Annotated in this window: 13 protein-coding genes; 5 read left to right on the forward strand and 8 right to left on the reverse strand. The window is 61.6% G+C overall.

The features are described 5' to 3' along the window. The first annotated feature begins 26 nt into the window (after window positions 1-26). The 5 genes from E9677_RS24335 to E9677_RS24355 all read left to right on the forward strand — a co-directional run bounded on the left by E9677_RS24335 (window position 27) and on the right by E9677_RS24355 (window position 5153). Window positions 27-836 (forward strand): transketolase, encoded by an 810-nt coding sequence (locus E9677_RS24335; protein WP_168801343.1) that lies wholly within the window; start codon window positions 27-29, stop codon window positions 834-836. Then, window positions 836-1804 (forward strand): transketolase family protein, encoded by a 969-nt coding sequence (locus E9677_RS24340; RefSeq protein WP_136560661.1) that lies wholly within the window; start codon window positions 836-838, stop codon window positions 1802-1804. Before E9677_RS24335 ends, E9677_RS24340 begins: the two co-directional genes overlap by 1 nt. A 71-nt stretch (window positions 1805-1875) precedes the next feature. Further along, window positions 1876-3342, forward strand: coding sequence for an FGGY family carbohydrate kinase (locus tag E9677_RS24345; protein WP_168801344.1), 1467 nt, complete (start codon window positions 1876-1878; stop codon window positions 3340-3342). 22 nt (window positions 3343-3364) lie between these two features. After that, window positions 3365-4315: a sugar-binding transcriptional regulator gene (locus E9677_RS24350; RefSeq protein ID WP_136560663.1), complete on the forward strand. Its 951-nt coding sequence runs from the start codon at window positions 3365-3367 to the stop codon at window positions 4313-4315. Between the two features lie 52 nt (window positions 4316-4367). After that, on the forward strand, window positions 4368-5153 hold the full coding sequence (locus tag E9677_RS24355) for an SDR family NAD(P)-dependent oxidoreductase (protein WP_136560664.1): 786 nt from the start codon (window positions 4368-4370) through the stop codon (window positions 5151-5153). A 310-nt stretch (window positions 5154-5463) separates the two neighbouring features. Here the strand turns inward: E9677_RS24355 and E9677_RS24360 are convergent, their stop codons facing one another. From E9677_RS24360 to E9677_RS24395, 8 genes are all read right to left on the reverse strand, one after another. After that, window positions 5464-6774: an extracellular solute-binding protein gene (locus E9677_RS24360; RefSeq protein ID WP_136560665.1), complete on the reverse strand. Its 1311-nt coding sequence runs from the start codon at window positions 6772-6774 to the stop codon at window positions 5464-5466. Between the two features lie 77 nt (window positions 6775-6851). Beyond that, window positions 6852-7703 (reverse strand): carbohydrate ABC transporter permease, encoded by an 852-nt coding sequence (locus E9677_RS24365; protein WP_136560666.1) that lies wholly within the window; start codon window positions 7701-7703, stop codon window positions 6852-6854. Beyond that, window positions 7700-8581 carry a carbohydrate ABC transporter permease gene (locus E9677_RS24370; RefSeq protein WP_187182072.1) on the reverse strand — a complete coding sequence of 294 codons (882 nt, stop codon included), beginning with the start codon at window positions 8579-8581 and terminating at the stop codon, window positions 7700-7702. Before E9677_RS24370 ends, E9677_RS24365 begins: the two co-directional genes overlap by 4 nt. A gap of 1 nt (window position 8582) precedes the next feature. Continuing rightward, window positions 8583-9677 carry an ABC transporter ATP-binding protein gene (locus tag E9677_RS24375; RefSeq protein WP_136560668.1) on the reverse strand — a complete coding sequence of 365 codons (1095 nt, stop codon included), beginning with the start codon at window positions 9675-9677 and terminating at the stop codon, window positions 8583-8585. 27 nt (window positions 9678-9704) lie between these two features. Next, window positions 9705-11213 carry an arabinosylfuranosidase ArfA gene (gene arfA, locus E9677_RS24380; RefSeq protein WP_136560669.1) on the reverse strand — a complete coding sequence of 503 codons (1509 nt, stop codon included), beginning with the start codon at window positions 11211-11213 and terminating at the stop codon, window positions 9705-9707. A gap of 114 nt (window positions 11214-11327) precedes the next feature. Beyond that, window positions 11328-12248 (reverse strand): ArsR/SmtB family transcription factor, encoded by a 921-nt coding sequence (locus tag E9677_RS24385; RefSeq protein ID WP_136560670.1) that lies wholly within the window; start codon window positions 12246-12248, stop codon window positions 11328-11330. A 115-nt stretch (window positions 12249-12363) separates the two neighbouring features. After that, on the reverse strand, window positions 12364-13482 hold the full coding sequence (locus tag E9677_RS24390; protein ID WP_136560671.1) for an SAM-dependent methyltransferase: 1119 nt from the start codon (window positions 13480-13482) through the stop codon (window positions 12364-12366). Next, entirely contained in the window at window positions 13454-16111 is a 2658-nt protein-coding gene (locus E9677_RS24395; protein ID WP_136560672.1) for a nitrate reductase, read from the reverse strand. Before E9677_RS24395 ends, E9677_RS24390 begins: the two co-directional genes overlap by 29 nt. Between the last annotated feature and the right edge of the window lie 2 nt (window positions 16112-16113).

Here is a 16113-nt window from a genome sequence, read left to right on the forward strand (position 1 = left end):
GTATATTTATGCACAATGAGGTTTCCATGCAGCCGAATGATCTCGACCGCATTGCGAGGCAGATACGTCTTCGCGATCTCCAGGCGGTTTACGAAGCGCGCGCTGGCCATATCGGCGGAGAAATGTCAGCCATCGACGTTCTGACCGCCCTGTATTTCCAGGTGCTCAGGATCTGGCCGGATCAGCCGAAGCACCCTGACCGGGATCGATTCGTGCTGTCGAAGGGACATGTCGCTCTCGCTCTTTACGTAACCCTCGCGAAGCGCGGCTTCTTTCCCGAAGAGGAGATCTCGACCTTCCTCAAGCCGCATTCGCGCCTCAACGGACATCCGAACTGCAACAAGGTTCCGGGTGTGGAGACCAATACCGGTCCCCTTGGACATGGTCTGCCGGTTGCTGTCGGAATGGCAAAGGCAGCCAAGCTGACCGGTGCCGCCTATCATACGTATGTGCTGACGGGTGACGGCGAGATGCAGGAAGGATCCAACTGGGAGGCGATATCGTCGGCGGCTCAGTTCGGCCTCGATAATCTCACGCTGATCATCGACCACAACCGCTTCCAGCAGGGGGCCTCCCTGAGCGACACCAACAACATGGCGCCGTTCGGCTCCAAGCTTCAGGCCTTCGGTTGGGATGTCACGGAAATCAACGGAAATGCAATGGCAGAGATCGTCCCGGCCCTGCAGCACCGGTCAGCCCGTCCCCACTGCATTGTCGCTCACACCAATAAGGGCCACGGCATTTCCTTCATGCAGGACAGAGTGGATTGGCATCACAAGGTGCCGAATGCCGAACAATACGAAATTGCCGTGGCCGAGCTTTCGGAGGTGCTTTGATGAACGCCGTGACCATGACCGAAAAACTGCACGACTGCCGTGACGCATTTGTCGCCGTGCTCGAACGCCTCGGCGCCGAGAATTCGAAAGTCGTCGCTGTCTGCAACGACTCCGTCGGCTCCTCCAAGCTCGGTGGCTTCAAGTCCAAATGGCCGGAGCGGCTGGTCAATGTCGGCATCGCCGAACAGAACATGGTCGGCGTCGGCGCTGGCCTTGCGAACGGTGGTCTGCTGCCTTTCGTCTGCGGTGCCTCCTGCTTCCTGACAGGGCGTTCGCTCGAACAGGTCAAGGCCGACATTGCCTATTCCAACGCCAACGTGAAACTGATCGGCATATCCTCGGGCATGGCCTATGGAGAATTGGGCCCCACGCACCATTCGGTAGAGGATTTCGCCTGGATGCGGGTTCTGCCGAACCTCCCGGTGATCGCGCCCTGCGATTCTATCGAGACCGCTGCAGCCGTCGAATGGGCCGCGCGCTATGAAGGCCCCGTCTTCCTGCGCCTGTCGCGCGTTGGCGTGCCGGACCTGCTTCCGGCAGGTCATGTCTTCGAACCCGGCAAAGCGAACCTTCTGCGCGACGGCGATGCCGTCACCCTGATTGCCAACGGCACGCTGACGCACCGCGTTATGAAGGCGGCCGAGATCCTTTCCGCCCGCGGCATCGAGGCACGTGTCCTCAACATGGCAACCGTGCGCCCGATCGACGTGGAAAGCATCGTTGCTGCTGCGCGCGAAACCGGCGCGATCCTGACGGCCGAGGAGCATTCGATCTATGGCGGTCTCGGGTCGGCCATCGCGGAAGTCGTCGTTGCGGAGGCGCCAGTACCGATGAAGATCCTGGGTGTGCCCGGCATCTTTGCGCCAACCGGATCGGCCGAATTCCTCCTCGACGAATTCGGCATGTCGCCACAGGGTATCGCCACCGCTGCGGAAGAACTGCTGGCGCGGAAGAGTGGCCGCAGCTAACGGCTGCCGTACAGATCTTTGGATGCCGCCGCTGTACCGGGCGGCATCTTGCAGCATTCGGAGCCGACATGATCACTGCCATCCTCGCCATCGACCAGGGAACCACGAACTCGAAGGCCGTGCTCGTCTCGAGCGAGGGCGAGATTGTGGCGCGCGGATCTTCGCCCGTCGGCATATCGCATCCGCAGCCGGGCTGGGTGGAGCAGGATCCCGAGCGCGTCTGGCAGTCCGTCCTGGAAGCGATCGGCATATGTCTTGCCGCCGCGCCGAATGTGACCATCGCCGGTATCGCCATTTCCAACCAGCGTGAATCCGTCACCATCTGGGACGGAGAGACTGGCGAGCCACTTGGACCCCTCGTCAGCTGGCAGTGCCGCCGCAGCGCGCCGGTCTGCGCCGAACTCAAGGCATCCGGCCATTCCGCCCGTGTCGAGGCGCTCACTGGCCTGCCCATCGATCCGATGTTCCCCGGGCCAAAGATGAGGTGGCTTCTCGACCGAGCGCCGGATGGCCGCCCGCTGCGGCTCGGAACGGTCGATTCCTGGCTTGTCCACCGACTGACTGGCGGCAAGGTGCATGCCTGCGATGCGTCCAATGCGGCGCGAAGCCAGCTTCTCGATCTCAATCGCAAGGTCTGGAGCGACGAACTCTGCGATCTCTTCGGGGTGCCGAAGGCCCATCTCCCGGAGGTCTGCGACAGCGCATCCCGCTTCGGCGAAACGCTCGGTGTCCCCGGCTTGGCCGACGGCATTCCGATTGCGGCCGCCATCGGCGACAGCCACGCGGCCCTTTTCGGCCACGGTGCCTTCGCGCCCGGCGACGGCAAGGTCACCTTTGGCACCGGCTCGTCGATCATGACGACGCTGCCGCATTTCATCGCGCCGCAAAACGGCATCACCACGACGATCGCCTGGTCGCTCGGTGGCAAGCCGACCTATGCATTCGAAGGCAATATCCTGGTATCGGCCGCCTCGCTGCCCTGGATGGTTGAAATTCTCGGCCTTCCCGACGTGCAGGCGCTGATCGATCTCGCCGAGACGGCCGACCCGCAAGGTCCCGGTTTCGTCCCGGCCTTTGTCGGCCTCGGCGCTCCCCATTGGCACGCGGATGCCCGCGCGCTCTTCTCCGGCATCACCTTCAATACGACGCGCGCGCAGATGGCTCGCGCCGTAACGGATTCGATCGCCTTCCAGGTGCACGATGTGTTCAAGGCCATGGCGGCCCAGTCGCCGACGCCGCTCGGCAGGCTGTTTGTCGACGGTGGCCCCAGCAAGAATTCGTTCCTGATGCAGTGCGTCGCCGACACGCTCGTTCACCCTGTCATCCAGTGTGACGCTGCGGAAGCGTCGGCACTCGGCGCGGCCTATCTTGCGGGCCTGACGCTCGGCCTCTGGGATGATCTGGACGCGGTCAGGGCGCTGCCGCGCAAGACCGCAGGTCTCATGCCGCGGCCGATGGACCGCGCTTTACGCCTCGCCACATGGCAGGATGCAATCTTCCGCTCGACCGTGTCAGTGACTTCATCTATGGGTGAATAAAAATTCACCCATTGGAGGGTTCATGGGACGTCTCAACGAGCTTCGACTGATCGCCCGCGTTGCGCAGATGTATCACGCCGAAGGCAAACGGCAGGCAGAAATCGCCGAGATCATGCACATGTCGCAGGCGACTGTTTCGCGGATGCTCAAGCGCGCCGAAATGGAAGGGATCGTGCGGACCACGATCATTCCCCCGCCGGGCACCTTTGCTGACCTGGAGACCGCCCTGCGTGATCGCTACGGCTTGACCGAAGCGATCGTGATCGACTGTTCGGAAGATCGCGACGGCGCGATCATGGCCCGTATCGGCGAGGCTGCCGCACATTTCGTCGAAGTCACCCTGCAGCAAGACGAGATCATCGGCGTTTCGAGCTGGAGCCAGACGCTCCTGCGAATGGTCGACAACATTCATCCTCTGAAAACCGGCCGCGCCAAGTACATTGTCCAGATCCTCGGCGGCATGGGCGAGGCTTCGGTGCAGACCCATGCGACGCAACTGACGGCCCGACTTGCGAAACTGACCGGCGGTGAGCCTCGGCTGCTGCTCGTCCAGGGCATCACGTCCTCGCGCGAAGCGAAACTGGTCATGCTGGCAGATCCCGTGGTTCGCGGCACGATGGATCTCTTCGGACGTCTGACCCTTGCGGTCATCGGTATTGGCGCCGTCGAACCCTCGGAACTGTTGGCACGCTCCGGCAATGTGTTCTCGCGCCAGGAAATGGCCATGCTGCACGATGCCGGTGCCGTCGGCGAGATTTCATTTCGCTTCTACGACCGTGACGGCAAGCCGGTCGAAACGCCGCTCAACGAACGGGTCATCGGCATTTCGCTCGAGGAATTGCGTAAGGCAGATCGCGTCATGGCCCTGGCGGGCGGGGAATCGAAGACAGAGGCGATCGCCGGTGCCTTGAGGATGGGCATCATCGACGTGTTCGTCACGGACAAGTTTACAGCAGCGCGACTGACAGCCTGACGCCTCGTCGAGGGTGGGTTGTCGGATCGGCTGCAAACAGGAGGAGTAGACTATGCAGCGTTTTTCCGGACAGACCGTCTTCGTCACGGGTGGCAATAAGGGGATCGGTCTGGGGGTCGCCCGGCGGTTCGCCGAAGAGGGCGCAAAAGTCGCCATCGCAGCGATCGAGCCCGACACCGAGAAGGTGGCCTTGCGGCTTGTGGAAGAGACCGGTGCCGAAATCCTTGGACTGCAGCTCGACGTCACCAAGGCCTCGGCGGTCAAGCAGGCCTATGGCGAGGCAGAAGCGCGCCTCGGACCGCTCAGCGTTTCGGTGCAGAATGCCGGTGTGATCACCATTGCCAAGGTCGAGGACCTGAGCGAGGCCGAATGGGATCTCAATCTCGACGTCAACACCAAGGGTGTCTTCCTCTGCTGCCAGGAGGCGATTGCGCGCTTCCGGGCGAGTGGCACGAAAGGGCGCCTGATCAACACGGCATCCGGCCAGGCCCGCCAGGGCTTCATCTACACGCCCCATTATGCTGCATCGAAATTCGGCGTCGTCGGCCTCAGCCAGAGCCTCGCCAAGGAACTGGCGAAGGAAGGCATCACCGTCAACGCGATCTGCCCCGGCATCATCCACACCGAAATGTGGGACTATAACGACCGCGTCTGGGGCAAGATGCTCGGCGACTATGGCCCCGGCGAACTGATGGCCGAATGGGTCGAGGGCATCCCCATGGGCCGTGCCGGCACGCCAGCCGAAGTCGCTGCATTGGTCGCGTTCCTCGCATCCGCCGACGCGGCCTACATCACCGGCCAGACGATCAATGTCGACGGTGGGCTCATCATGTCTTGAATCACTTCTGCGCAGCCCCCGGTGCCGATCTCTGTTGCGGGGCGGTTGATGGTCGCGTGCACTGCGAATTGTGAGACGCGGACGGCGATGCGTGAATGCTGTTAACGCAGAATGACAGGTACTCGGCCTTCTAAGCGCTGGGCGATCTCTTCGTGACCGGCCCGACCGGCACCAATCTCAATGACTTCAGATCCATCATCATCGGTTAGCACGGCGCTCTTCACAGACCCCTCAGACCCTGGCAAAAAAAGGCCCCACACACCGAAGTGTGCGGGGCAGGCCAGGGAGGCCTTGGGGAGTTCCGAGAGGATCAAAGGTCTTCGAGCAGTTCGTTGACGCGGCTTTCGGCGGAGGTGAGTGCCTCCTCGATCGACTTGTCACCATTGACGGCAGCACCGATCTCTTCGCCGATGATGTCCTGGATCGGGAACTGGCGCTGAACTTCGGCCGGCAGAGAGCGGCCGGTTTCGGCGATCTTCGCGATGTTGTCGCGATGCGGCAGTGCCTTGAATTCTGCCATGTCGAAGACGGCCTTGGCTGCCGGCAGGTGACCGGTGCGGGCCCATTGGAAGTCATTTTCGGCGAGGAACTTGAACAGCTTGCCGACGGCATCGATCTGCTCTGGCGAACGGTCCTTTTTCGGCATCACCCAGCTGTGGCCGTCGGCATAGGTGCTATCCTGGCCGGCAAAGAGCTGGGGCACGGGATAGACGGTGTAGCCGTTGGAAAGCGCTGTGCCTTCCTTTTCCGACTGCGCGACATAATCGCCGATCAGCCAGGTGCCGTTGACAGCAATGCCACCCTCACCGTTCGCAAATCCCGAAACCGCGGCCGCATAGTCGAGGCCGGTCGTCGAGATGCCTTCATCCTTCGTCGCCTTCATCAGTTCGACGGCAGCTATGGCTTCCGGAGTGTTGAGCTTGATTGACATCGGATCGGCGAAGAAATCCGAATTCTGCTGCTGCAGCAGGGTGTAGAGAATGCGCGCATAGGACGCCGTCTCGTTCGCCATGATCTGGATGAGATAGGGTTTGCCGGTCTTTTCGGTAAACTGCTTGCCCTGGGCGATCAGCTCTTCGCCGGATTTGGGCAAGATCGGCGTACCGTCCGCATTGACGAGGCCCGCTTCCTTCATCAGGTTCAGGTTGACATGGAACAGCATGGTCCAGTTGTCGAAGGGCAGGCCGAAAAGCTGACCTTCCTTGGTGACGCCGTTGCGGCCGGCATCGGTGAAGCTCTCGGGCGAAACACCTTGGGCTGCCAGCACTTCGTCGATCGGTTCGATCAGGCCGCGGCTCTGATAGTCGGAAATCGCCGAATAGTGCATCGAGACGACGTCGGGGGCTGCACCCGAGGCGAGCTGCGCGTTGAGCTGATCGTAGCCCGGCCATTCCACCGTCGTGATGTTCACGTCGATATCAGGATTGTCGGCCTCGAACTTGTTGACGAGAGCGGTAATGATACCGCATTCGCCCACGGCAGCCGAGACATCGGTGACATTTCCATATTCTGCTTCGCAGGCGCCGAAGAAGCGCTGCAATTCGATCGTGGTCTGTGCCTGCGCAGAGGCGCCATAACCCAGCGCGATCGTTGCGACCGTGGTCAATAGAATGCGTTTCATGCTGTCTCACTCCCTTTTGTCGGGTCCGCTGACCCTGTTGAACTTGACCGACCGGCTCCTCCCCGGGCGGGCAGGCTTTACTTCACGGCACCACCTGAAACGGCAGTGACGATGTGTTTCTGGAAGATCACGTAGACGATGAGTGCCGGCACACTGGCGAACACCGCCTGTGCCGCCAGGAAGCCAAGGCCCTCGCTCTGAGCGAAGTTGGATTGCGACGAGGCAAGCCCGACTGTCAGCGTGTACATTTCCTTCTTTGTCGCCGAAATCAGTGGCCACCAATAGTCGTTCCAGCCGCCCAGGAAGGTGAAGATGCCGAGTGTCGCCTGCGCCGGAAGGGTCTGCGGCAGCATGACCTTCCAGAAGATGCGCCATTGCGAGGCGTTGTCGAGCAGGGCCGCTTCGTCGATTTCCTTCGGGATCGCGCGGAAGAACTGCGTCATCAGGAACACGCCGAAGGCACCCGACAGGCCCGGCAGCATCAGCCCGAGATAGCTGTTGTGCAGGCCGAACCAGTTGAACATCTGGTGGCGCGCGATGATGACGGCCTGTTCCGGCACCGCGAGTCCGAATAGCACGATGATGAAGAGCGTTCGGCGGAAGGGGAACTCGAGCCGCGCGAAGCCATAGCCGGCCAGTGACGAGAGCACCAGCACCATGAGCGTCTGTCCTGTGGCGACGACGAGGCTGTTGAAGAACCAGCCGAAGACCTGCGAGGAATGCCAGATGTTGAGGTAGTTGGCGATCGTATAGGGCGCGCGGAAGACCGAGTCCGTGCCGATCATCAGATCCTGGTTGCTCTTGATCGAAAGCCCGACCAGCCAGGCCACCGGCGCCATCATGACGACGGAGAGCAAAGCCGCACCCCAGAGCAGCGGCCGGTTGGCCGTCAGAACTTCCGGCTTGTAGGTGTCGTTCGACTGGCTCATGCGCCGTCCTCCGTCTTGCGCGAGGACACGACATATTGCGCCATGGCCGCCACGAGGATGATGAGGAAGAGGTACTGTGAGGCGGCCGCTGCTCGACCCACATCCCAGCGAACGAAGCCGACTTCGTAGATATACATAACGAGCGGACGAGACGACCCGTTTGGACCGCCGTTAGTCATCAACTGCGCCTGCCCGAAGAGCTGAAACTGAAAGACGATCTGGATGATCGTCACCAGCATGATGGTGCGGGCGATCGAGGGCAGGGTGATCCGCGTCAGCACGCGCCATGGCTTCGCATTGTCGAGCGCTGCTGCCTCGTAAAGATCCTGCGGAACCTGCTGGAGCGCGGCGAGGAACAGCATCATCGGCAGGCCCACGCACCACCAGACGGTGGCGACGCCGACGGCGAAGAGTGACCAGCCCTTGGTCGAAATGAAGTTGATCTGGTCCAAGCCCGCTTGAGCGAACAACACGGACAGGAGGCCGTCGCTCGGAATGAAGACGAAACGCCAGATCAGGGTAACGATCGTGACCGATAACACCGAGGACGAGAAGAACAGGCCGCGGAAGAAACTGGTCGTGCGCGTGGTCCGGTTTAACGCCAGGGCCAGGAAGAGGCCGAGGCCAACCAGAGTGGGTACGCTCACCAGCACGAAGACGATCGTGTTGCGCAGGGCCTGCAGAAAAACTGCGTCTCCTGCTACACGGATGTAGTTTGTCAGGCCGACGAAGCGGCCGGGACCGAAGAGATCCACCTTGTGCAGGCTGAGCCACATGCCCCAGAAGAGCGGGAACACGAGAAGGGCGATGAAGACCAGCAGATAAGGAAGGATGAAGAGCCCATGGCTCCACTGACTGCGGCGATAGCTCTCTGCCATGTCAGTCCGCCTCCCTGCGATAGGCGCGGCCATCGGCGCCGAAGAGATGGAAGGAATGCGGATCGGCTGAGACCATCACGCGGTCGCCGGCCTTGATCAGGGAACGGCCGTCGGCTTCCACCACAAGCTTGCTACCATCATTGAGCACGCCATAGACGAGCGAACGATCGCCGAGCCGCTCGACCACTTCAGCGGTCAGCGGTATGCCAGCGTCGCCCGTGATGACGGTGATGTCTTCTGCGCGAATGCCGAGGGTGGCGCCTTCGGGGTTAGAACCTTCAGGGACCTCGAAGCCCGTTTCGACGCGTCCCAGACCCGCAGTTGTCACCGCGAGGCTGGCACCTCCCGGTGTCCAGCTGGTGACGGGCAGGAAGTTCATGGCCGGTGAACCGATGAAGCTTGCGACGAACTTGCTGGTCGGACGCTGGTAAACATCCATCGGCGTGCCGATCTGCTCGATCTTGCGTTCGTTCATGATGACGATCCGGTCTGCCAGCGTCATCGCCTCGACCTGGTCGTGGGTGACGAAAATCATCGTCGAGCCGAGGCGGTGGTGCAGTTGCGCCAGTTCGAGGCGCGTGCGGCCGCGCAATGCTGCGTCGAGGTTGGACAGCGGTTCGTCGAACAGGAAGGCCTTGGGTTCCTTGACGATGGCGCGGCCGATCGCAACGCGCTGGCGCTGGCCGCCCGAGAGTTTCTGAGGTTTCCGATCGAGCAGGTGGCCGATTTCGAGGGTCTCGGCGGCGGCCAGCACGCGGCTCTCGATCTCGCCCTTTGCCATGCCGATGTTTTCGAGCCCGAAGGACATGTTCTGCTTCACGGTCATATGCGGATAGAGCGCATAGGACTGGAAGACCATTGCGACCCCGCGCTTGCCTGGGGGCAAGGTATCGACGCGCTGGCCGGCTACCGAAATGGTGCCCGCCGTCACGTCTTCGAGGCCCGCAATCATGCGCAGCAGGGTGGACTTGCCGCAGCCCGAGGGGCCAAGAAAGACCAAGAATTCACCCGCCCCGATGGACAATGAAATGTCCTCGAGCACGGTGAGTGCGCCGTAGCGCTTTGTGACGTTGTCAATTTCAATCGAAGCCGACATGGTTTCTCCTCCCCGTCGTCGATTGGTTTACTGGCCGAGCCGGATCATCCGGTAGCTGAGCGGCGCGATCTCTCCCTTGAGGCGTCCGCTCTCGACCGTGATGCCGCTACCGTCGACCGGAGCGACGGTCTGCTTGTCGGGACCGTTCACTGCCTTCAGCGCATGACCCGCGATCACCTTGTCCATGATCACCTTCCGGTCGCCGAAGCCTTCGAGCGCGACATCGAGCGCGACGGCGTCGGTCTCGTGGCGGTTGACGATGAAGAGGGTGAGCGCACCGTCGGTGTCGCTCTCGACCGCAGAGACGTCGAGATAGGGCACGGCGTCTGCAAAGTCGGTCGCATAAACAGGGCAGTCGATCGACAGCTGGTAGGAGGTGCCGCGGCCGTAACGCGATGCAAAGAGGTAGGGATAGTAGGTCGTCTGGCGCCAGGCCGGACCGCCGGGCACGGTCATGATCGGCGCGATGACGTTGACGAGCTGCGCCAGGCAACCGACCTTCACCACGTCTGCGCGGCGAATGAAGGTGTTGAGGATGCAGCCGACCTGCAGCACGTCTTCGAAATTGTAGATGTCTTCGAGCAGTTCCGGCGCATGCGGCCAGCCATCACGGCCTTCCAAAACCTTCCGGTCGGCTTCATTGGAATGGTACCAGACGTTCCACTCGTCGAAGCTGATATAGACGTCCTTCTTCGAGCGCTTCTTCGCCTTGGTGACGCGGATGACGGAGGCAATGGTCTCGATATAGTCATCGAGGCGGGCGTTCTGCGCCAGATAGGCTGCGGTATCGCCGGCGTGGTTCTCGAAATACATGTGCAGGCTGATGTAGTCGACGCTGTCATAGGTGTAGTCGAGGACGGTGGCTTCCCAGGCCGGATAGGTCGGCATCTTGGGAGAAGAGGAGCCGCAGACGACGAGTTCGATCGACTTGTCGAAGGCGCGCATGGCCTTGGCGGTCTCGAAGGCGACCCGGCCATACTCCTCGGCGGTCTTCTGGCCGATCTGCCAGGGACCGTCCATCTCGTTGCCGAGGCACCAGAGCTTGACGTTCCACGGCTCTTCGCGCCCGTTCTTGCGGCGCAGATCCGACCAGTAACTGCCGCCTGGGTGATTGACATATTCGAGGAAGGCGCGGGCTTCATCCAGACCGCGCGAGCCGAGGTTCACGGCCAACATCATCTCGGTGTTGGCAGCCTTTGCCCAGTCGGCGAACTCGTGGATGCCGACCTGATTGGATTCCGAGGTATGCCAGGCGAGGTCGAGGCGAACCGGGCGGTCTTCCTTCGGCCCGATGCCGTCTTCCCAGTTATAGGCCGAAACGAAATTGCCGCCGGGATAGCGCACGACGGGAACGTCAAGTTCGCGCACGAGATCGATGACGTCCTGACGCATGCCGTTCTCGTCGGCAGTCGGGTGATTAGGCTCGTAAATACCGGTGTAGACCGCGCGGCCGAGATGCTCGACGAACGAGCCATAAAGGCGCGGATCGATCGTGCTGATTTTATAGTCGCGGTGAACGGTGCCGACAGCCCGCATGTGCATTTCCTCCAACCATATCCGTTTATCGGATATCTATCGTATTTGAGGATATGATACACGGGATCGACCGGAGGTCAATCCGGCAATATCCAGGGGCAAATGGTGGGTGTGTCAGGTCTTGATGCGCAGGACGATATCCTGGTCGTAATTACCGAAGCCGCGGCCGAAGATATTGATTCCACCGGGATGTTCGGCCGTCTCCGGGACCTCGATCCTGAGCCGGATCGACCGGTGATCGAGCAGTTCCAGATCATTGAGCTTGGTATCTGAGACTCGCATGCCGTCGATGAATGTACCGCCATCAGTGATGCGGAAGCTCTTCAGCACCCCATACTGGCTGCCCCTCAACTTCCACCAGTCCGGCGTGAACTTGCCGCGCCGGTCGCCGAAGTCGCCGGGCGAGGTCCAGGTCGCGACCGCCTTGCCGTTGATCGAAATTGTGATGTCCGAAGGCCAGTTGTCGGATGTGCCCGGCACCTCGGAAGAAAGCTCCATCAGAACCTCCAGTTCCCTGATCGGAGCCCCCTTGATCCTTGCATTGTTGGGGAACTGGTAGTCCACATAGCCGCGCGTGAACCACAGCAATCCAGCCTTCATACGGTCAGGAGAAAGGAAGGTATCGGGGCTGTCGAGATAGCCGATTATCGCATCTGGCCCGCACATGCCACAGGGGGCGTAGACGTCATACCCGCTATAGAGGCCGACGGGCATCGATACCTCTATCGCCTCGTCGGACGCCTCGTTCGGGCGTGTGAAGGAGAGAACGATCTCGTCATGCACCGCATGGCAGATCTTCTGGCTGCCCTTGCGTGCCTTCTGCACTTCGGTCCGGATGAGGCCCGCCTCTTCCATCTGGTTGAGATGGGTGGAAGTCGTCGATTGCGGCAGGTCCAGCACCTCGGCGATCTCGTTGACGTTGAGAGGCCCGCGGGCGTGCAACAGTTCGAGGATCGCCAGTCGCGCCGGTGCCGCGAGGCATTTAAGGACTTCCTTGCCGTCTTCCGGCGTGATCATGAGAAACCGGCTGCTCAATAAACTTACTCCCCAGTCACCAGATCTGTATCAGAAATCTGGGTTTGAACAACCGGATTTTGTGAGGGTTCAATGACGGGCGTAGCGAAGGCGCAAGTTGATGATCAGGCTGACCTTACCCTGTGTGGACCAAAACCTCGCTTGTGATGGGCTGCTTGAAAGCAACGTCTGACGAGAAATTGCTTCCTGAAATCCCGAGAACGAGATCGACGTGCAGGCCCGCCATCTGCAAGTCCTCGATCAAGGCGGCGACGGCTCCTGAGGCAGCCGCATCTCCGGCTCTCAGCAGCACCACGCGTTTTCCCGTCCGTGCCAGTCCCGCCACCAGTTGGCGCAGATTGAGTTCGCTCCCGGTCGCATTTTCGTCGACCGCGCCGACAAGCATGCGTTTGGCCTCCCGCCGTGCCAGTTCCAGCACGTCGGAAGAAACGCCGTCATCGAAAAGGATGAGGTCGGCCGCCTGCAGGCAGCGAACGGCCTTGAGCGTCAACAGTTCCGCATCGCCAGGGCCGGCACCGACGATGGTGACAGACCCCGAAAGCGGCAGGCTGCAGAGCGTCTCGACATCGGAAATCAGACCCTGCCGATCGTCCTCGCCGGGCACCTTCGTCGATGAGAAGCAGCGGTCGACGAAGCGCTCCCAGAAGGCGCGGCGTTTCGGCCCCGGCTCCAGTTGGCTGTTCACCGTCGCGCGAACGGTCTGCGCCAGCATGGCCCAGTCCTTGAGCGACGGAGGCAGCAGCGTCTCCACCCGTCTGCGAATGGCCTGGGCGAGGATCGGAGCCGCCCCATCCGTCGAGATGGACAGGATGACGGGCGAGCGATTGACGATGGAGCCGAATTGGAACTGGCAATAGGCGGGCTTGTCGATGACGTTGAACGGTACGCCGGCCGCGCGCGCCGCACAGGAAAAGGCGCGGGCCTCGTCGTCGCTGTCGCAATCAGCGATGGCCATGGAGGCCCCGTGAAACATGCCGATATGCCAGGGCTGGTTCAGTATCGTGACCTTCTCCGCAATAACCAGATCCTGCATGGCTGCGCCGATCCCCTCGGCTTCGGCGTAGACATCGACCAGTGCGCCGCAGGCTGCCAGAAGTTCGGCCTTCCAGGCGGCCGCATCCGATCCCCCGGCAATGACCACCCGTTTTTCGGAGAGGTTCCAGAAGACCGGAAGCTTGGCCAGCGGTTCGATCCGGCCAGCTTCGTCACTCTGCGGCGAGGAGCGCTTGCGCATCGATTATCCTCCGGATCTCTGGGCGGCAGGAGCCGCAATTGGTTCCGGCGCTGAGCAACTGACCGATGGCGTCCATCGATCGGCAGCCTTGACCGACGGCATGGGAGATCTCCATTGCGCCGACCGAAAAACAGGAGCAGACGATCGCGCCCTTGTCCGGCTGGCCTGCACCCGGTCGCCCCGCCACGAGCCGGGAACGAGCCTTGGCATCGTCATGCTCGATGAGCATCTGGTCGACGGCCCATTGCCGCGAAACGGCAACAGGAGAACGCGACGCAAAGAACGCAGCCATTAGGCGGGTTCCGCGCAAGGCGAGGATCCGACAATCCCCGGCTGCCATATCGCGGTAGCGCACAATCTCGATATCCTCATCCAGGCCGAGGGCCTGGTTGAGCCAAGCCTCGAACCCGTTTTCCGGCTCGTCTCCGGCCAGTTCGAGCCGGTAGCCGCCATCGGCTTTTGCGATCGCCCAGTACTCGAAGGGCAGAATCCTGGGCCGCTCGGTCGCCACCAGAAAGGCATGAAATGCGGGCGCATGACGAGCGAGCGAAACGCGCGCCTGCTTGAGTGCAGGCTGCCCGGAGATGGGATCGACATCCGGTGGGACGAGCGCATCCACCCGTGCCCGCGAGGCTGTTTCATCCGTCCAGTGCATCGGCACGAAGATGGACCCACGTGCCTGCCGCTCGGTGAGAAGTGCGCGCACAAGGATGAAGTGACCCTTGTCGTCCGAGACCTTGACCAGGTCCGCATCACGGATCTGTTGGTCGGCTGCGTCAAGCGGATGGATCTCGCAGAATGGCTCGGCAAGATGCGTGGAAAGGCGCGCGCTTTTTCCGGTTCGGGTCATCGTGTGCCAGTGGTCACGCACGCGTCCGGTGTTCAGCACGAAGCTGCCATGCGCGCGTTCCACAGGCTGAAGGGCGGCGTGGACGGGGACGAAACGCGCCTTGCCGTCAGGATGATAGAAGCGGCCGTCTGCGAAAAACCGTTCCTTGGTCGCTCCAATTGCAGGCCTTGGCCACTGGAACGGGGCAAGCTCTTCATACTGCTTCTGGTTGATCGCAGCAAAGGCGCCGATATCGAAATCGCGGAGGCCATCATTCTCGAAGGCGGAAAGGGCTGAGTGTTCCGCGAAGATTTCGGCTGGCGATTCGTAGTCAAATGCATCGACAAAGCCCATGCGCTTGGCAACTTCCGTGATATGCCACCAGTCGGGACGGGCCTCTCCCGGAGCCGCCAAAAACGGCCGCTGTCGTGAAATCCTCCGCTCGGAATTGGTCACCGTGCCGGATTTCTCGCCCCAGCCGGTTGCCGGAAGCACGACATGCGCGAGCCGTGCCGTATCCGTATTTTTCTGCATGTCGGAGACGACCACGAAAGGACAGGCCTCGATGGCGGCCTTCACCTTGTCTGCGTTGGGCATCGACACAACGGGATTGGTCGACATGATCCAGAGCGCCTTGATCCGCCCGTCCGCCACCGCATCGAACATTTCGACGGCCTTGAGGCCAGCTCTATCCGCGATCCGCGGCGATGACCAGAAGCGCCGCACCCGATCCCGGTGATCTCCATTCTCGATTTCCATATGCGCCGCCAGCATGTTGGCAAGCCCGCCCACTTCACGACCACCCATGGCATTCGGTTGCCCCGTCAGCGAGAACGGCCCCATTCCAGGGCGTCCGATGCGCCCCGTCGCCAGATGGCAATTGATGATCGCATTGACCTTGTCGCTGCCGGACGCCGATTGGTTGACCCCCTGACTGTAGCAGGTGACGACGCGTTCTGTGCCGGCGAAGAGCCAGAAGAACTGCCGGATCAACATGCCGGACAGGCCGGTCGCTTCCGAAAGCTCCGCCATGGAAAGGCGGGACGCCGAAAGCAGAGCCTCCGAAAAGCCTGTCGTATTCGCCGCGACATAGCTCTGGTCGATCCTGTCGGTTTCGGCCAGATGGGTCAGCAGACCATTGAACAGGGCAACATCCCCATCCGGGCTCACCGAAAGATGAAGGTCCGCAATATCGGAGGTCGCAGTGCGTCGTGGATCGATGACGATCACCTTCATCGCGGGCCGTGAGGCCTTCGCGGCGGCGAGACGCTGGTAGAGGACAGGGTGACACCAGGCGAGGTTCGAGCCGACCAGGACGACGAGGTCCGCGAGTTCGAGATCCTCATAGGTGCCCGGAACCGTGTCGGCCCCGAAGGCCCGACGATGCCCAGCGACCGAAGAGGCCATGCAAAGCCTGGAATTCGTGTCGATATTGCCGGAGCCGATGTAGCCCTTCATCAGCTTGTTGGCGACGTAGTAGTCCTCGGTCAGAAGCTGGCCGGAGACGTAGAACGCAACCGAGTCCGGACCATGCTCGGCGATCGTATTGCTGAAGCGATCCGCAATCAGGTCGAGCGTTGTATTCCAACTCGTTCTCTGGCCGCCGACTTCCGGAAAAAGCGCTCGTCCGTCGTCACCCAGCGTCTCGGCAAGGGCAGACCCTTTCGAGCATAGCCGGCCGAAATTGGCGGGATGCTCCGGATCGCCGCGGACGCTGACGGAACCGGCATCGTCAACGGTTGCGATGACACCGCAGCCGACGCCGCAATAGGGGCAAGTGGTGCGGGTTTCGCAGGCCATGG

The organism is Peteryoungia rhizophila (assembly GCF_004912145.1).
Taxonomy (GTDB): Bacteria; Pseudomonadota; Alphaproteobacteria; order Rhizobiales; family Rhizobiaceae; genus Allorhizobium; species Allorhizobium rhizophilum.